Origin of the sequence: uncultured Sphingomonas sp. (genome assembly GCF_913777625.1) — a bacterium.
Lineage (GTDB): Bacteria > Pseudomonadota > Alphaproteobacteria > Sphingomonadales > Sphingomonadaceae > Sphingomonas.
Map to the genome: position 1 here is coordinate 90,433 of NZ_CAJYTI010000027.1, position 17,474 is coordinate 107,906.

General features: G+C 69.8%; 16 protein-coding genes. 6 read left to right on the forward strand and 10 right to left on the reverse strand.

Annotated features, from left to right (window positions below):
* Positions 1-21 precede the first annotated feature (21 nt).
* The 7 genes from QZ814_RS14485 to QZ814_RS14515 all read right to left on the reverse strand — a co-directional run bounded on the left by QZ814_RS14485 (position 22) and on the right by QZ814_RS14515 (position 8,258).
* Entirely contained in the window at positions 22-909 is an 888-nt protein-coding gene (locus tag QZ814_RS14485; protein WP_294333506.1) for an AraC family transcriptional regulator, read from the reverse strand.
* 29 nt (positions 910-938) lie between these two features.
* Positions 939-2,360 (reverse strand): aldehyde dehydrogenase family protein, encoded by a 1,422-nt coding sequence (locus QZ814_RS14490; RefSeq protein WP_294333508.1) that lies wholly within the window; start codon positions 2,358-2,360, stop codon positions 939-941.
* A gap of 128 nt (positions 2,361-2,488) precedes the next feature.
* Positions 2,489-3,313 carry a p-hydroxycinnamoyl CoA hydratase/lyase gene (locus QZ814_RS14495; protein ID WP_294333511.1) on the reverse strand — a complete coding sequence of 275 codons (825 nt, stop codon included), beginning with the start codon at positions 3,311-3,313 and terminating at the stop codon, positions 2,489-2,491.
* A gap of 29 nt (positions 3,314-3,342) precedes the next feature.
* The gene (locus QZ814_RS14500; RefSeq protein ID WP_294333514.1) at positions 3,343-5,418 is read right to left on the reverse strand and encodes an acetate--CoA ligase family protein; all 2,076 of its coding nucleotides are present in this window, start codon (positions 5,416-5,418) and stop codon (positions 3,343-3,345) included.
* A gap of 36 nt (positions 5,419-5,454) precedes the next feature.
* Entirely contained in the window at positions 5,455-6,291 is an 837-nt protein-coding gene (locus tag QZ814_RS14505; RefSeq protein WP_294333519.1) for a p-hydroxycinnamoyl CoA hydratase/lyase, read from the reverse strand.
* Between the two features lie 18 nt (positions 6,292-6,309).
* The gene (locus QZ814_RS14510; protein ID WP_294333521.1) at positions 6,310-7,740 is read right to left on the reverse strand and encodes an aldehyde dehydrogenase; all 1,431 of its coding nucleotides are present in this window, start codon (positions 7,738-7,740) and stop codon (positions 6,310-6,312) included.
* 65 nt (positions 7,741-7,805) lie between these two features.
* Positions 7,806-8,258: a MarR family transcriptional regulator gene (locus QZ814_RS14515; RefSeq protein WP_294333543.1), complete on the reverse strand. Its 453-nt coding sequence runs from the start codon at positions 8,256-8,258 to the stop codon at positions 7,806-7,808.
* 176 nt (positions 8,259-8,434) lie between these two features.
* On the opposite strand from QZ814_RS14515, the gene QZ814_RS14520 reads away from it, so the two are divergent.
* From QZ814_RS14520 to QZ814_RS14535, 4 genes are read left to right on the forward strand one after another with little or no spacing between them, the layout of a single operon-like run.
* Complete coding sequence (locus tag QZ814_RS14520) at positions 8,435-9,346, forward strand: ABC transporter ATP-binding protein (protein WP_294333545.1); 912 nt, start codon at positions 8,435-8,437, stop codon at positions 9,344-9,346.
* Complete coding sequence (locus QZ814_RS14525; RefSeq protein WP_294333547.1) at positions 9,343-10,095, forward strand: ABC transporter permease; 753 nt, start codon at positions 9,343-9,345, stop codon at positions 10,093-10,095. Before QZ814_RS14520 ends, QZ814_RS14525 begins: the two co-directional genes overlap by 4 nt.
* A 32-nt stretch (positions 10,096-10,127) precedes the next feature.
* Entirely contained in the window at positions 10,128-11,192 is a 1,065-nt protein-coding gene (locus QZ814_RS14530; protein WP_294333549.1) for a sensor histidine kinase, read from the forward strand.
* Positions 11,189-11,794: a response regulator transcription factor gene (locus QZ814_RS14535; RefSeq protein WP_294333551.1), complete on the forward strand. Its 606-nt coding sequence runs from the start codon at positions 11,189-11,191 to the stop codon at positions 11,792-11,794. Before QZ814_RS14530 ends, QZ814_RS14535 begins: the two co-directional genes overlap by 4 nt.
* Here the strand turns inward: QZ814_RS14535 and QZ814_RS14540 are convergent.
* Together QZ814_RS14540 and ftrA are read right to left on the reverse strand one after the other, a co-directional pair.
* Positions 11,791-14,082, reverse strand: coding sequence for a GH92 family glycosyl hydrolase (locus QZ814_RS14540; protein ID WP_294333554.1), 2,292 nt, complete (start codon positions 14,080-14,082; stop codon positions 11,791-11,793). The two genes, QZ814_RS14535 and QZ814_RS14540, sit on opposite strands and share 4 nt — an antisense overlap.
* A gap of 154 nt (positions 14,083-14,236) precedes the next feature.
* Positions 14,237-15,208 (reverse strand): transcriptional regulator FtrA, encoded by a 972-nt coding sequence (ftrA, locus tag QZ814_RS14545; protein WP_294333556.1) that lies wholly within the window; start codon positions 15,206-15,208, stop codon positions 14,237-14,239.
* Positions 15,209-15,292: 84 nt separating this feature from the next.
* Between ftrA and QZ814_RS14550 the strand changes: the two genes are divergently transcribed.
* Positions 15,293-15,688 (forward strand): rhodanese-like domain-containing protein, encoded by a 396-nt coding sequence (locus QZ814_RS14550; RefSeq protein ID WP_294333558.1) that lies wholly within the window; start codon positions 15,293-15,295, stop codon positions 15,686-15,688.
* 1 nt (position 15,689) lies between these two features.
* Here the strand turns inward: QZ814_RS14550 and QZ814_RS14555 are convergent, their stop codons facing one another.
* The gene (locus QZ814_RS14555; protein WP_294333560.1) at positions 15,690-16,244 is read right to left on the reverse strand and encodes a hypothetical protein; all 555 of its coding nucleotides are present in this window, start codon (positions 16,242-16,244) and stop codon (positions 15,690-15,692) included.
* A gap of 245 nt (positions 16,245-16,489) precedes the next feature.
* On the opposite strand from QZ814_RS14555, the gene QZ814_RS14560 reads away from it, so the two are divergent.
* Positions 16,490-17,473 carry a phosphatase PAP2 family protein gene (locus QZ814_RS14560; protein ID WP_294333563.1) on the forward strand — a complete coding sequence of 328 codons (984 nt, stop codon included), beginning with the start codon at positions 16,490-16,492 and terminating at the stop codon, positions 17,471-17,473.
* Position 17,474: the final 1 nt, after the last annotated feature.

Consider the following 17,474-nt stretch of genomic DNA (forward strand, 5'->3'; position numbering starts at 1 on the left):
TTGGACGGGCGCGCACCGGGATCAGGACAGATGCGCACCGTGGCACCGCCATTCGCGCGGCGTGGTGCCGAAGCGACGGCGAAAGCAGCGGCTGAAGAACGCCGCGTCGTTGAATCCCAGGGCGAACGCGATGTCGGTGACGCTGCGCCCCGGCTCCGCCACCAGCAGCTCGGCGGCGCGGGTGAGCCGACGATCGGTGACAAAGGCCGTAGGGGTGAGGCCGGTCTCGCGCAGGAACGCCTTCTGCACCGCCCGCGGGCTGAGGCCCGTCGCCGCGCACAGGCTCGCGGTGCCGAGCTCGGGATCGTTGAGATGCCCGAGCGCATAGGCAACCGGCGTCTCCGTGCCTGCCGCGAGGAAGGGTGCATGGCGCTGCTGGCGGCAGACCAGGCGGGTGGCATCGACCAGCAGCGCGCCGACGCCATCGTCGACATCGCCGAGCATCGCCCGTTGATCCCAAAGGCCGAGCAGCATGTGGTTGAGGAAAGCGACGTGCGGATCCTGCCCCGGCAGCAGCCGGCCGTGCAGCGCGTCGACGCCGATATCGTCGCCGAGCAGGGCGGCGGGCACCTGGAGGATCAGGCACTCGTTGGCGTCCGAAATGTCGATCGCATAGGGCCGGCTGTCGTCGGCGATCAGCAGGTCGCCCATCCCGCCGGACACGGCCTCTTCGCCGTGGAGCATCGTCAGCCGCCCGCGGCGCTGGAGGTGGAGCAGCAGATGGTGCCCGTCGCGATTGCTCTCGCGCCGCACCTGCGCCCGCGCGCTGCGGGCGCGGGCGAGGCCCACCGGCCCCAGGCGCCACCGGGCGAGATCGGCGCGGATGCCTTCGGGGGCGATGGCGGTCATGCCCGGAAAGGCTTCGGCGACGATGTCGCGCCAGAAGAGGTGCCGCCGCTGGAGCGGCACCGCCTGGGTGGTGAAATGTTCGACCGCGCTCAGGCGGCCGGCTCCAGTTCGACGGCGTTGACGATATGGGCCTGGGTATATTCGTGCAGCCCCGCCTGGCCGAGCTCGCCGCCGAGGCCCGACTGCTTCGATCCGCGGAACGGAATGCGCGGATCGATGGCGAGGTGCTGGTTCACCCACACCGTACCGCTGTCGATCTTCATCGCCACCTCGGTCGCGCGCGCGACGTCGCGGCCCCAGATCGTGCCGCCCAGGCCGTATTCCGAGTCATTGGCGCGGGCGATCACCTCCTCGATGTCGCGATATTTCAGCACCGGCAGCACCGGGCCGAACTGTTCCTCGCGGACCAGGGGCGCATCGTCGTCGAGGTCGCGGACGATCGTCGGCGCGATGAAATAGCCCGGCCGATCGAGCGGCTCGCCACCGGCGAGCACGGTGCCGCGCTGCTTGGCGTCCTCGATCAGCGCCTTCACCTTCTCGAACTGCATCTTGTTCTGCACCGGGCCGACCTTCGCGCCTTGCTTGGCGCCGTCGTCGACCACGGTGTTGCGGGCGAGTTCGGCGATCTCCGCGCAGAAGTCCTCGTACATGCCCTCGGGCACATAGGCGCGCTTGACCGCCACGCAGATCTGCCCGGCATTGTACATCGCGCCCTGGAACACCTTTTTGGCAGCGAGTGCCGGCTCGACATCGTCGAGCACGATCGCGGCGTCGTTGCCGCCCAGCTCTAGCGTGACGCGCTTCACCCCGTCGGCGGCGCTGGCCATCACCTTCTTGCCGGTCGCGGTCGAGCCGGTGAAGGCCACCTTGGCGACGTCCGGATGCGCGGTGAGCAGCGCGCCCAGATCGTTCTGGTCGCAGATGATGTTGATCACGCCCGGCGGCAGCAGCTCGGCGAAGATCTCGCCCATCAGCAGCGAGGTGAGCGGCGTGGTCGGCGCGGGCTTGAGCACCATGGTGTTGCCGGCGACCAGCGCCGGCCCGATCTTGTTGGCAGCAAGGATCATCGGGAAGTTCCACGGCGTGATCGCCGCCACCACGCCCAGGGGCGTGCGATGCTCGACGACGCGGTTGCCGCCCTCGTCGCGCAGTACCTTGGTCTCGGGCCGCATCTGGGTGAAGGCGCGCAGCGTGAACACCGTGCCCATCACTTCGCCGGTCGCCTGGTCAAGCGGCTTGCCCTGTTCGGTGGTGAGCAGGCTGGCGAATTCGCTCAGCCGCTCCTGCAGCCTTGCGGCGACGGCTTCCACCTTGGCGGCACGTTCCTCGATCGGTGTCGCGGCCCAGGCCGGGAAGGCGGCCTTGGCGGCGGCGACGGCGGCATTGAGCTGCGCCGCGTCCGCCTTGGGGCAGCGCGCGAAGGGCTCGGCGGTGGCGGGATTGATCACGTCGAACTGCGAGGCGCCGTCGACGGCCTCGCCATTGATCAACAGCTTGAAGGTGCGTTCCAAGACCATTCTCCTAAAGCAGGCCGCGACTCAATGCGGCACATCTTCTCTTTTCCGCAAAACTATCCCGCGCATGGCGCCCGGACAAGGAAACCCACGGGGCTCGGCCGGACCTCGGACCCGCCCGCCGCTCAGCCGCGCGCAAGGTCATAGGCACCGAGGCCCGGCTTGTAGCTCTTCTCGTCGATGAACTGGCGGATGCCTTCCTTGCGGCCCTCGCTCTTGTCGTGGAAATTGGCCGCTTCCTGCATCCGGACGAGATAGTCCTCGGCCTCGTCATAGGTGAGGTTGCCCACGCGGCGCACCGCATCCTTGGCGAACTTCAGCGCGACCGGGTTCTTCTTGAGCAGGATCTCCGCGATCTCGCGGGCGCGCGCCTCCAGCCGTTCGAGCGGCACGCTCTCGTTGACCAGGCGGCACGCCGCGGCCTGTTTGCCGTCGATCAGGTCGCCGGTCAGCGTCAGCCACATCGCGTCGCGCATCGGCAGCAGGTCGACGACCACCTTGGTCACGCCGCCGCCGGGCAGGATGCCCCAGTTGATCTCGGAGAGGCCGAACTGCGCCTCGTCCGCCGCCACCGCCAGGTCGCAGGCGAAGAGGGGGCCGAAGCCGCCGCCGAAGCACCAGCCATTGACCATTGCGATCGTCGGCTTCTGGAACCAGCGCAGCCGGCGGAACCAGCCATAGCTCTCCCGCTGCGACTTGCGGATCCCGCCCAGCCCCTGCGCCTCGGTCTCGCGGAAATATTCCTTGAGGTCCATGCCCGCCGACCAGGCATTGCCTTCGCCGCCGAGCACCAGCACGCCGACATCGTCGCGGAACTCGAGCTCGTCGAACACCTCCGCCATGCGCCGGTTGAGCGTCGGGTTCATCGCGTTGCGCTTTTCGGGTCGGGCGAAATAGACCCAGGCGATGCGATCCTCGACGCGGTAGGAAACGCCGTCCTTGGTGATCATCGAAGCTCTCCTGGCAGTTCGTTCTGGAATCAGGCGGTGAGGATCAGCGCGTCGAGCGCCACCGCGCCGTCGGGGCGGGCGATCACCGGGTTGAGGTCGATCTCGCGGATGGCAGGCGTGCCGGCCAGCAGCCGGCCGAGCGTCTGCACGATCTCCGCGACTGCGTTCAGGTCGACCGCCGGGCTGCCGCGATAGCCGTCGAACAATGCCGCACCCTTCAGCCGGCGCAGCGCCGCGACGATGCTGTCGCGGGTGAGGTCGGGCGGGAGCAGGCACACGTCCCGCATCAGCTCGGCAGTGACCCCGCCCAGGCCGACCAAGATCACCGGCCCCCAATCGGGATCGTTGCGCGCGCCGACGATCAGCTCGACGCCGCGTGCGCCCATCGCCTCGACCAGCGCGCCGTCGAGCGCAAGCCCGGCATCATAGGCGGCGACATTGGCGTAAAGCTTGCGCCAGGCGGCCCGCAGCGCCGGTTCGTCGGCGATGTTGAGGAGCACGCCGCCCGCGTCGCTCTTGTGGCTGAGCGCGGCGGCCTGCGCCTTGAGCGCGACCGGGTAGCCGACGCGCTCCGCGATCGCGACGGCCTCGTCGGGCGTCTGGGCGAAGCCGCCGGCGGGGAAGGAGATGCCGAGCGGGGCAAGCGCCTGCTTGGCCAGATATTCCGGCACGACGCCGCTGGGCAGTTCGAGCGTCACCGGTGCGATCGCTTTCGCCGCCTGGTGCCGCTCGGCATCGAGCAGCCGGGCGAGCGCGCGGCAGGCACGGTCGGCGGTCGGGAAATAGGGCACCTTCTCAGCGTGCAGCGCGGCGATCATCTCGGGCGGCACCGGTGCGCCTTCGTCCAGCCCGGCGAAGATCAGCGGCTTGGTCGGCGCAAGCGCGCGCACCGCTTCGGTGATCGGCGGGAATTTGCGCGCGCAGGTACCGGCATCGGTCTGGATGATGCCCAGCACCACTGCGGCATAGGCGGGATCGGCGAGCAGCGGCGCCAGCGTGCGGCGGTATAGGTCGGGGTCGACCAGCGCCTGCGCCGTCAGGTCCATCGGATTGGAGACGCCGATAAAGTCCGGCAGCGTCGCGCGGATCGCGTCATGGGTTTTCCCGCCGATCGGCGGGAGCGGCAGGCCGATCCGCTCGGCGAGATCGAGCGTCAGCGCCTTGAACGCACCCGATTCCCCGAGCACCGCCACCCCGCCCTGCTGCAGCGGCGGCGTGCGGGCGAGGATCTCGGCGACGTCGCCCAGTTCCTCCAGATTTTCGACCACCACCACGCCTGCGCGGGTGACCTTGGTCTTCATCAGCGCCCAGTCGCCCGCCATCGCGCCGGTGTGCGTCGCGGCACTTTCGCGCGCGGCGCTCGACGTGCCGGGGTGGAGCAGCACGATCGGCTTGCCCGCCGCCCTGGCGCGCGCCGCCAGTTCGAGGAACCGGGCGGGCTTGCGGAACTGCTCGACGATCATCGCGATCACCCGCGTGTTCGGCTCGTCGATCATCCAGGCGACATAGTCCTCGACGCCCGAGGCGGCCTCGTTGCCGGTCGAGATCCAGGCCGAGATGCCGAGTTGCTTGCCGGTCAGCACGGTGCCCAGCACCGCCGCCATCGCCCCCGATTGCGAGACGATGCCGACACAGGGCCGGTCCCGGGTCTCGATCGGCGGCATTTCGACGAAGGTGAGCGGCACGCCTGCGACATAGTTGGTCAGGCCCAGGCAGTTGGGCCCCTCCACCACCATGCCGTGCTGGCGGGCGATGCGCGCGACCTCGGCCTGTGCCGCGAGCCCTTCGGCGCCGCCCTCGGCGAAGCCCGCCGAGAAGATGATCGCCGCGCCCACCCCGCGCGCCGCCAGCGCCCGGATCGCGTCGAGCACGGCGGGGCCGGGAATGGCGAGGATGGCGGTGTCGACCCCCTCCGGCAGCTGGTCGATTCCGGCGAGGCAGGGCCGCCCTTCGATCGTGTCGCGCTTGGGGTTGATCAGGTGGATGTCGCCGGCAAAGCCGTGGCGGACGAGGTTGGCGAGCACCGCGGCGCCGAGCGCGCCGGGTTTCTCCGATGCGCCGACGATGGCGACCGAACGGGGGGTGAGCAGGCGGGCGAGATCCATTGCTGGCGTCCGTTTGTCAGAAGGGCAGGGAAAGGGTCAGCCGCGGCTGCGATCCTTGTCGTAGGCGCCGAGACCGGGCTTGTAGCTCTTCTCGTCGATGAACTGGCGGATGCCTTCCTTGCGGCCTTCATTGTCGTAGCTGTTGGCGGCTTCCTGCGCGCGGACCAGATAGTCCTCGGCATCGTCGTAGCTCATGATGGAGACGCGGCGGATCGCGTCCTTGGTCGCCTTGAGCGCCACCGGGTTCTTCGTGAGCAGCACGTTCGCAACGTCGGTGACCCGGGCCTTGAGCCGGTCGAGCGGCAGCGCCTCGTTGACCAGGCCCCATTCGGCGGCCTTCCGGCCATCGATATTCTCGCCCATCATCGCGTGGTACATGGCGTTGCGGAACGAGGTGAGCTCCACCGCCACCTTGGTCGCGCCGCCGCCGGGGAGGATGCCCCAGTTGATCTCGCTGAGGCCGAACTGCGCCTCTTCCGCGGCGAAGGCGAGGTCGCAGGCGAAGAGCGGGCCATAGCCGCCGCCGAAGCACCAGCCATTGACCATCGCGATGGTCGGCTTCTGGTACCAACGCAGGCGCCGCCACCAGCCATAGCTCTCGCGCTGCGCCTGGCGCACGGCGCCCAGGCCTCCGGCTTCGGTCTCGCGGAAATATTCCTTGAGGTCCATGCCGGCGGTCCAGGCCGAACCTTCGCCGGTCAGCACCAGCACGCCGACATCGTCGCGGAATTCGAGCGCGTGGAGCACTTCCATCATGTCGCGGTTGAGCGTCGGCGACATGGCATTGCGCTTGTCCGGGCGGTTGAAGCGTACCCACGCGATTCCGCCTTCGACGTCGTAGGCTACGACGCCGTTGCTGCTCGTCTCGGTCATGTGCAGTCCTTGGTCTAGTTAGATCGGATAATGGCCGGGCTGGGTCTCGATCGTGATCCAGCGCAGCTCGGTGAAGGAATCGATGCCCGCCTTGCCGCCGAAGCGGCCGTGGCCGCTCGCCTTGACGCCGCCGAACGGCATCTGGGCCTCGTCATGCACGGTCGGGCCGTTGACATGGCAGATGCCCGACTGGATCCGCCGCGCGACCCGCAGGCCGCGCGCGGTGTCGCGGGTGAAGACCGCGGCGGACAGGCCGTATTCGCTGTCGTTCGCCAGCGCGATCGCCGCTTCCTCGTCGGCGGCGCGGAGGATGCCGACGACAGGGCCGAAGCTCTCCTCGCGGAACAGCCGCATCGCGGGCGTGACCCGGTCGATGACATGGGCGGGCATCAGCACCCCGTCCGCCGGTCCGCCGGCGATCTGCACTGCGCCTGCCGCCACCGCATCGGCGACCAGCGACTGGACATGGCCGACGGTCTTGCGGTCCACCACCGCGCCGAGCGGCGCCGTGCCTTCCCGCGGATCGCCGACCGTCAGCGTCGCGACCTTCGCCGCGAACTTCTCGACGAACGCGTCGGCAATCGCATCGAGCACGATGATCCGCTCGGTCGACATGCAGATCTGGCCTTGGTTCATGAAGGCGCCGAACGCGGCGGCCTTCACCGCCTCGTCGAGATCGGCGTCGTTGAGCACGATGAGCGGCGCCTTGCCGCCGAGTTCGAGCAGCACGGGCTTCAGATGCCCGGCGGCACGCTGGGCGATGATCTTGCCGACATGGGTGGAGCCGGTGAAGTTGATCCGGCGAATCTTCGGATGGTCGATCAGCGCGCCGACGATCTCGGCGGCATCTTCCGGCGCGTTGGTGACGATCGACACCGCGCCCTCCGGCAACCCGGCATCGGCAAAGGCCTCGGCGATCAGGCTATGGGTGCGCGGGCACTGCTCGCTGGCCTTGAGCACCACGGTGTTGCCGCAGGCGAGCGGCACCGCGACCGCGCGGACACCGAGGATGATCGGCGCGTTCCACGGCGCGATGCCAAGCAGCACGCCCACCGGCTCGCGCACCGCCATGGCGATGCAGCCGGGCTTGTCCGACGGGATCACCTCGCCGCCGATCTGGGTGGTGAGCGCGGCGGCCTCACGCACCATGTTGGCGGCGAGCATCAGGTTGAAGCGGGCCCAGCCCTCGGTCGCGCCGATCTCGCCCATCATCGCGTCGACAAAGGCGGGAGCGCGGGCTTCGAGCGCATCGGCGGCGCGCATCAGGGCGGCGCGTCGGGCGGTGGGTCCGAGAATCGACCAGCTGGCAAAGGCGGTGGCGGCGCGTTCCACCGCAGCCTCCGCGTCGGCAATACCGGCGGCCGGGCTGGTGGATGCAACGGCCCCGGTAACGGGGTTCAGGCGATCGAACGTGGCGGTTTTCGCCGGTTGCTCGATGACGGTCGACATCGTGCCTCTCCTCTTATTGTTATGAGGCATAACTTAATCGGAGAGGGGCTGCAAGCGGGTTTCGATCAGTCGGGCGCGGCGGCCTCCACGCGCTTCAGCAAGGCGATCAGCGTCTCCCGCTCGCCTGTCGAAAGCGCCGCCAACAGCCGGTCTTCATGACGGCGGATCCGCTCGAGGCCGTCGGCGACCACCGCCGACCCGGCATCGGTGAGGGCGAAGACAAAGGCCCGGCGATCCTCGGGCGAGACGGTGCGCACAATGTACCCCGCCTCGAGCAGCTCGTTGATCAGCGCCACCATATTGGCGCGCTGGATGCCGAGCGCCGCGCCGATCCGGCCCTGGTTGATGCCGGGGTTCGCGGCGATCACCGACAGCACGCCGAACAGCACCTGGCGAATGCCGGTGCCGGCCATCGCCGCGTTGAAGTCCGCCGCCATCAGCGCGGACGTGCGTCGCATATGGTAGCCGACGAAGCTGTCGAGTGCCCCCAACGGAATGGTGTCGTCGTCCGCGGCCATGCTGTCTCCCTGTTCCGCTGCCTGCCTAGTCGCGGCGCCGGGGCGGCTTCAACCCCGCACCTGCGCGATGGCATGCGCGGCGGGTGACAAGTGTCACTGTGCGCGGCGCCGTGGCGGTTGCAGGATCGGTGACGACAGGCAGGGGGGAACACCGCTCGCCTGCCGGGAGAAACAGCATGAACGACGATCTTGCGGCGGTGGCACGGCTATCCGCTGTGTCCAAGCGGCTGGGCGGGCGCACGGTGCTCGACGGCCTCGATCTTTCCATCCGCGCGGGCGAAGTGACCGCGCTGCTCGGGCCCAACGGCGCGGGCAAGACGACCTCGGTCGCGCTGCTCACCGGCCGGCTGGCGCCCGATGCCGGGACGGCCAGCCTGTTCGGGCTCGATCCGCGCCGCCCGGCCGCGCGCCGCCGGCTGGGGGTGATGCTGCAAAGCGCCGGGCTGCCCGACGTGCTCACCATCCGCGAACTGGTGACGGTGCATGCCGGCTATTATCCCGATCCGCGTCCGATCGGCGAGACGCTGGCGCTGGCCAGCATCGCCGACCTTGCCGATCGTCGCTGCGGCCAGTTGTCGGGCGGACAGGCGCGCCGGGTGCAATATGCGCTGGCGATCTGCGGCCGCGCCGACCTGCTCGTCCTCGACGAGCCGACTGCCGCGATGGACCGCGGTTCGGCGCGGACCTTGTGGGGCACGGTGCGCGACCTGGCGGATGACGGCGCGGCGGTGCTGCTGACCAGCCACGACCTCGCCGAAGCCGATGCGCTGGCCGATCGCGTGCTGGTGATGGAGGCGGGCCGGATCGTCGCCGACGATACCCCGGCGGCGCTGCGCGCGCGGGCGGGCGGATCGGTGATCCGCTGCCGCTCCACGCTGCTGCCGGCCGCGGCCGCGTTGCTCCCGGCCGTCCGCGAGGCGGGCATGGAAGGGGCGGACCTGCGGATCGTCAGCGCCGATGCCGCGGTGACGGCGCGGGCGCTGCTCGACGCGGATACCAAGCTGGAAGGCCTGCGCATCGCCGATGCGACGCTGGAAGATGCCATCGCCACGCTGCTGGCCCCCACCGACGAAAGGATCGCCGCATGACCGCGCTTGCCGCACCCACTGGCGTCTGGCGTCGCGAAGCCGTCACCGAAGTGAAGCGCAGCCTGCGCCTGCCGCAGTTCCTGCTGCCGACCGCGCTGACCCCCGCCGCCTTCTACGCGCTGTTCATCCTCGCGCTGCCGCATCCCGAGGTGCCCGGCTATGCCGTCTCGACGCTCGCCGGCTACGGCGTGTTCGCGGCGACCGGTCCGGCGCTGTTCGGCTTCGGCGCCGGCGTCGCGGTCGAGCGCGAGCAGGGGCTGATCGAGCTCAAGCGCGTCTCGCCGATGCCGGCGGGCGCCTATGTCGCGGCCAAGCTCGCGGCAGCGGTGACGATCACGGCGTTTGCGCTGTCGCTGATCTATGCGCTGGCGATCGTCGCCGGTGCCCGGATGTCGGCGGGAACCTGGGCGCTGCTGGCGCTGCTCCACCTGGCTTCTGCCATCCCCTTTGCCCTGATCGGCTTCGGCATGGGGATGCGGATGACTGCCAAGGGGGCGGTGGCGATCGCCAACGCGCTGTTCCTCGGCTTCTCGATCCTCGGCGGGCTGTGGGTGCCGAGCGCACTGCTGCCGGGCTGGATGCAGACGCTGGGCGGGTTCACCCCCTCCTATCATCTCGGTCAGATCGCCCGCGCGATCCTGGATCTGCCGGTGGCGGGGTCGCCCTGGACCCACGGCGCGGTGGTGTTGGCGATGACGGCGGCGGCCGCCGCCTGGGCCTGGACCGGCTGGCGGCGCAGTCCGGCTTGACCGGGACCACGACAATCCGCGAGGCTGGCGCGATGCAGACCGAGATCTCCTATCGCCGCCTGCGCGGCAATGGCTGGCCCTGGCTCGCCTATCTGATCTTCGTGCCCTTTCCCTGGCTCTGGGCCAAGCCCGACGCCACCACCGTCCTTGCGGCGGCGGTGGCGATCGGCGTCTTCCTGCCGCTCTATCTGTTCTCGACCCGGGTGCCGGATCGCGCACTGATTCCGATCGCAGCGGCGATGCTGGCGCTCGGCGTCGCGGTGGCGCCGCTGCCGCTCGGCTGGACGACCTTCTGTATCTATGCCGGGGTGACGGTCGCCCGGCTGCGCTCCCGCCGCCACGCGGGAATTGCGATTGGGGTGATCGCGGTGGCGACCGCGGGTACCGGCCTTGCCTGGCAACAGCCGATCCTGTGGTTCGCCCCGGGCGTGCTGTTCGTGGTGATGAGCGGCGTCGCCACCATGTCGAGCTTCGCCTTTTACGAGCGCACCCAGGCGCTGCTTGCCAGCCAGGAGGAAGTGCGCCGTCTCGCCGGTACCGCCGAGCGCGAGCGGATCACCCGCGACCTGCACGACGTGGTCGGCCGTACGCTGACGCTGGTGGCGCTCAAGGCCGATCTCGCCGGGCGGCTGGTCGAGCGCGATCCCGACACGGCCAAGGCCGAGCTGGAGGCGATTGCGACCGCCGCCCGCTCGGGGCTGGCAGAAGTGCGCGCGGCACTCACCGGGCAGCTGGGCGGCTCGCTTGCCACCGAGGCCTCGGCTTCGCTGGCGGCGCTGCAAACGGCGGGGATCGAGCCGGTCGTCACGGGCGATCCCGCGGGGGTGCCCGCCGATGCCGGGGCGATCCTGGCGATGACGCTGCGCGAGGCGGTGACCAACGTGATCCGCCATGCCGGCGCCCGCCGCTGCACGATCGACTTTGAGGCGGGGCCAGGGAACGCCCGGCTGGTGGTCGAGGATGACGGCGTCGGCCTGTCGTTCCGCGAGGGCAATGGTCTGCGCGGCATGCGTCAGCGGCTGGCGGCGGCGGGGGGCAGGCTGGAGCTGCTGTCGCTCCAGCCCGGCACCAGGCTGGAAGCGAGCGTACCGGCATGATCCGCATCGTCCTCGCCGAGGATCAGGCGCTGGTGCTCGGTGCGATCGCCGCGCTGCTCGCGCTGGAACCGGATTTCGCGATCGTCGGCCGCGCCGCCAATGGCGACGAGGCGCTGGCGCTCGTCCGGGAGCTGACGCCCGATATCCTGCTCACCGACATCGAGATGCCCGGCCGCACTGGGCTCGACTGTGCGCAGATCCTGGCGGCGGACAAGGCGCGCACCGCGGTGGTGATCGTCACCACCTTTGCGCGGCCGGGCTATCTCGAGCGCGCCCGTGCCGCCGGGGTGCGCGGCTATCTGCTCAAGGACACGCCGGTCGACGAGCTGGTCGCGGCGATCCGCACCGTGGCGGCGGGTGGCCGGGTGATCCCCGCCGACCTCGCCGCGGCTGCCTGGGAAGCGGGCAGCGACCCGCTCACCGATCGCGAGCGCGACGCGCTGCGGCTGGCGGAGGAGGGGCTTTCGAACAAGGACATCGCCCGGCGCCTCGGCCTCTCGCCCGGCACGGTGCGCAACTATCTGTCCGAGGCGGCGGGCAAGCTGGGGGCGGTCAACCGGATCGAGGCCGGCCGTACCGCCCGCGCCAATGGCTGGCTCTAGCGGCGATAGCCGTCCGGCGGCGCGGTGAAGCGGGTCGCCCAGGCCGAGGGTGCCGGGCCCATCTGCAGCTCCAGCGTGCCGCCGGCCGCCAGTTCGGCATGGGCAATCCAGGCGCGGTCGATCGGTTTGCCGTTCAGCCGCGCGGCGGTGACATAGCGGTTCGTGTCCGATACGTCCTTCGCCACCACGGTGAAGCTGCGCCCGCCCTCCAGCGCGATCCGGCTGCGCGCGAAGATCGGCGACGCGATATAGTAATAAGGCTGGCCGGCATTGGGATAGAGCCCGATCGCGTTCCACACATACCAGCTCGACATCGCGCCGGCATCGTCATTGCCCGGCAGGCCGGTACGGCTGAGCTGATAGTGCTTCGCCATCAGGTCGCGGACGATCGCGGCGGTGCGGTCCGGACGGCCGGCATGGATGTAGAGATAGGGCGCGAGGATATCGGGCTCGTTGCCCTGCGAATAATGGCCGTCGAACAGCCGGTCGAGCCAGGCGACGAAGCCGGCGCTGCCGCCAGTCTTCGCCATCAGCCCGGCGACGTCGTGCGGCACATAGGTGGAATATTGCAGTGCGTTCCCTTCGTAGAAGGGTGCTTCCCACCACGGTGTCGAGCGATCGGGATATTCATAGGTGCAGCTGTAATTCTCCAGCCAGCTGCCGTCGGGGTAGCGCGGGTGGATGCAGCCGAGCCGGTCGTCCCACAGGTTGCGCCAGTTGGCAGCGCGGGTGCGGTAGCGGGCGGCGTCCTCCTTCTTGCCGAGCTGGCTGGCGACCGCGCCGATCGCGAAATCGTCATAGGCATATTCGAGCGTGCGCGAGGCCGAGCGGGTCTGGGTGACCGAGACATAGCCGAGCGCCTTGTAGTCTTCGAGCACGCGGCCCTGGAGGAACGGTGCGTCGCTCTCCACCTCGGCATTCTTGACCAGCGCCCGGTAGGCAAGCGCGGTGTCGAACCCGCCCAGCCCCTTCACCACCGCGTCGGCGATCACCACGTCGCCGTTCGACCCCCCTTGCGTCATGCCGTTGCCGCCGGCGATGCGCGCATCGGGCATCCAGCCGGTGTGGGCATAGGTATCGATCAGCGAGCGGATCATCCCGCGCTGGCGCTCGGGCTGGATCAGGGTGAGCAGCGGATGGACGGTGCGGAACGTGTCCCACAGCGTGTAGAAATCCTCGTAATGCGGCTCGGCCGACTGCCACCAGACATTCTCGCCGGTCAGGTCGTGCGGCATCGTGTGGGTGCGGTAGAGCGCGGTGGCGAAGATCCGCCGCTGTTCCTCGGTGCCGCCCTCGACCTGGATCTTGTCGAGCACCGCATTCCACTGGTTCCGCACCCGTGCGGCCGCCGCGTCGAAATCCCAGTCGGGCAGTTCGGCGGCGAGATTGGCGCGGGCCTTGTCGATGCCGAGGAACGATACCGCCAGTTTCATCCGCACCTGCCGGCCGGCTTTGGGATCGAAGGTGAAATAGGTGCCCAGCCGGTGGGCGAACTCCATGCGCGTGTCGTACTCGATCATCAGCGCCTGGCGGTCGGCGGGCGCCTTGGTCTGGGTACCGCCCTCGGCCTCGCCGACGCCGGGGAGCGTCTCCATCCTGCCCCGGCTGGCCTTCCACGCGCCGAAGGCCATCGCCGGGCGATCGAACTCGGCATAGAAATAGAGCTTGTAGGGCACCGGGTTCCAGCCGCCCTCCACCTCGGTCCAGCCCGCCATGTGGCGCTCGTCGATCAGCTGGACATGCGCCTTGCGGGTGCGCTGGCCGCTGCCGCGCATCGCGATCACCGAACTCGCATCGAGCACGACATGCGCAGGCGCCCCCTCGGGGAAGGTCAGGCGCTGGAAACCGGCGAGACGGGTGGCGGTCAGCTCGACCTGGGTCGTGCGGCCTTCGCTGTTGCGCAGCCCGACGCGGTAGAGCCCCGGCGCGGCGCGTTCGTCGCTGCGGTCGAAGTGGAGATGCGCGACGCGCAGATCGCCGCTGATCGGCGTGACCCGGAAATTGCCATATTTGGCCGAGCCGCCCGTGCCGCTGACATGGGTGTAGCTGAACCCCATGATCGGACTGTGCGAATCATAGCCGTTGGTGTCGCCGTTGGTCGTGTCGGGGCTGAACGACACGAAGCCGAACGGCACGCCTGCGCCCGGCACGGTATTGCCGCCCGCGACCCCGCCGCCGTCGACCCCCACGAACGGATCGACCCGCGCCGCCGCATCCTGCGCCTGTTGCGACAAGGCGGGCGCGGCGAGGAGCGCGGTGGAGAGGAGCAGGGTAGCGAGCAGGCGCATGGCTATGGTCATTCCTCGAAGGCAGCATCGATGGGGAGCGAAGCGGCGCTGATCGCGCGGCGATACGTGGATATGCCCCCTTTCGTGTCGCGGCCCCCCGGCCGCACGGTGCTGCGCTGATTTCAGGGATCGTCCCGCTTTGCAAGCGGCCGGCTCAGGCGGCGCGGCGTTGGAACTGTCTGCGATAGAGATGGGGTGGGATGCCGACCTGCGACGCGAAATGCTGGCGCAGATTGGCGGCGCTGCCCAGGCCCGATGCCTGGGCGACGTCCTCGATCGGCAGCGTCGTCGTCTCGAGCAGCGTACGGGCGACGTCGACACGTTGGGCGATCAGCCAGGCGCCCGGCGTCTTGCCGGTCGCCTCCTGGAAGCGGCGGGCGAAGGTGCGGCGGCTCATCACCGCTGCATCGGCCATCGCGGCGATCGTCCAGGTGCGGGCGGGGTCGGCGCGGATGCGATCGAGCAATGCGGCGAGCTGGCTGCGGGGATGGACGGGAACCGGCCGTTCGATGAACTGCGCCTGCCCGCCGCTGCGATGCGCGGGCACCACCATCCGCCGCGCGACGCTGTTGGCGGCATCGGGCCCGTAATCCTGGCGGACGAGATGGAGCAGCAGATCGATGCCGGCGGCCGAACCGGCCGAGGTGAACAGCGTGCCGTCCTCCGCATAGAGGATATCGGCATCGACGGTCACGGCGGGGAAGGCCGCCTGCAGTGCCTCGGCATAGCGCCAGTGCGTCGTCGCGCGGCGGCCGTCGAGCAGGCCCAGCGCCGCCAGCAGGAACACGCCCGAGCAGATCGTCACCAGGCGTGCGCCGCGGGCATGGGCGGCAAGCAGCGCCCCGCGCAGTTCGGGGGAGGGGGCGGGATCCTGCGTTCGCCACCCCGGGACGACGATCGTGCCCGCCTCGGCCAGCGCCTCCAGCCCCGCCCCCACCTCGACGGCGAGGCCGGCATTGGTGGTCAACCGTCCGGGCCGCTCCGTGCAGACCTGAAAGCGATACCAGTCCGCGCCCATCTCCGGGCGGGGCAGCCCGAAGACTTCGGCGACGATTCCGAATTCGAAGGCACAAAGCCCGTCATAGGCGAGCGCGACGACGGCGCGGTTCGGGGGCGAACTTGGCATGATCCTTTCGATAGACGGCAATCCTGCCGCTCGCCAAGGGGCTGACCGCAAGCGCAGAAGCGAACCCGACAGGAGGTGTTCGCAATGACCAATGCCGTAACCGCGATCCCGGCGGCCCCCGCCGCCGACGCAGAAGCCCATTTTGCCGCGCTCTTCCGCTTCGAGAGCGATTGCTGGGACACGCATGCCGCGCTCCAGCAGCCCGAGCCCGGGTTCGTCCTGCTCGACGTGCGCGGGCCCGAGCTGTTCGCCGCGGGCCATGTGGCGGGCGCGATCAACCTGCCGCACGCGAAGATCATCGCCTCGAAGATGGCCGACTGGCCGGCCGAGACGCTGTTCGTCGTCTACTGCGCCGGCCCCCATTGCAACGGCGCGGCGCGGGCGGCGCTGCGGCTGGCACGGCTCGGGCGCCCGGTAAAGCTGATGGCGGGCGGGATCACGGGCTGGCTGGACGAGGGTTTCCCGCTGGCCCGCGCTTGAGCTAGGCCCCGAGCTGCAGCGCGCGCCGTGCCTCGTCGGTCACCGCATAGACGGCGTGGCGCTGCGCACCGCGATTCTCGTGATCGACGCGGTAGCCGCGATAATGGCGGCGAACCAGGCCGGCCCGCACCAGCTCCGACACCGCGCGGCTGACATTGGTGCGCCCCGAAAGGCGGATGCGGTGCTGCACCTCCGCATCGATCGCGCGCTCCGCCGCGTCGGGATCGAGCGGCAGCGTGCCGGCCTTTTCCAGATCGGCGCGGACCCGGGCAGCGAGGCCCAGCCGGCGCGGATCGCGGCGGGCGACGGGGGTGAGGGCCTCGCTCAGCCAGTCGCGCACCGGCAGGCGACGGCCGTTCGCTTCGATCCAGGGGCCGGCCCAGCCGCTGCGCGCGCTCGCTTGGGCGATCAGCTGGAGCACCATGAAGCTGTAGCGGGGCCGCTCGCAGGTTTCGCTCAGCCGGTCGAGCACCGCCGGCAGATCCAGCGGCGGGGCGGAGGAGGCCGCATCCGGCGCGGCTGGGGGAGCGGCGGCGAAGAGATCGTGCTGGAACATAGCAGGAATCTAAGCACATCGCGATTCGCCTGTGAATCCCTTGCGTGCACGCCGCCGCACTTGGACCAGCCATGGCACTTTGCCGGTGGGGAAAACGAACGGCCGTGGCACTTCACCGCGGGTAAAGTGCCATTCACGGCAGGTTCCGCAGTCGGGCTAGGCGCGGGGGCATCGGCGCGCTAGGATCGGGCACGGCGCGCGGGCAGAGGCAGGCGGGTCGCCCCTGCTAGTTCGATGAGCCGTACTTGACCGATCAACGCCACTCCACCGCGCTTCCGACTTCCGCGTCGCTTCTGCCGCAACCTCCGGCCACGATCGATGCTGGGATCGGCTTCGCGGGCGGGCAGGTCCGGCTCGCCCTGATCGCCGCCGTCTCGGCCTGTGCCTTGCTGCTGTGGAGTGCCGGGCTCAGTATCGATCCCTTCGCGCATAGCAACATTCCCTATTATGGGGTGCTGGCGCTCGGGCCGCTGGTGCGGGGCTGGTGCCTGCGCGATCGCCGGCGCTGGAGCCTCGTGCTCGCCGATGTGGTGGAATATTATACGCTGTTCATGGCGCTGGCGCTGATCGGGGCGGTCAGCTCCTACCCGATCGCGGCGATGAGCCAGGGCTTCGCCGACGCGGGGCTGCAGCGGGTGGACGAGCTGCTGCAGTTCGATTGGCTCGCCTGGTATCGCACTGTCGCGGCGCACCGCTCGCTCCAGCTGCTCGGGGTGGCTGCCTATCAGAGCATCTTCCTCACACCGGCGCTGCTGCTCGGCTGGTTCGCGCTGACCGGCCAGCGCCGCCAGGCCCATCGCTTCCTTGCCGCCTTCGCGATCGCGGCAGTGATGACGCTGGCGATCTACAGCCAGATGCCGGCGGTGGGGCCCTTCTCCTATCTGTGGCACGATCCGATCCCATACATGCCGGTCAGCGAGCTATGGCAGCCGGACCTGATTCCCGCGCTCCGCGCTCACACCCTGACCGTGGTCGATCTGGGGCAGTTGCGCGGGCTGGTCTCGGCGCCGAGCTTCCACGCGGCCTCGGCGACGCTCTACATCGCCGGCGCGCAGAAATGCGGACCGCTGCGCTGGTGGCTCACGGCCCTTCCGTGCGCGATGCTCCTTTCAACCCCGGTAGAGGGCACGCATTACCTGATCGACCTGATCCTGGGGGCCGGCGTCGCGCTCGTCGCCTGGTTCCTGGCGACACGCCTCATCCGCTGGCGGGCCCGTACCGCCGGCTGAA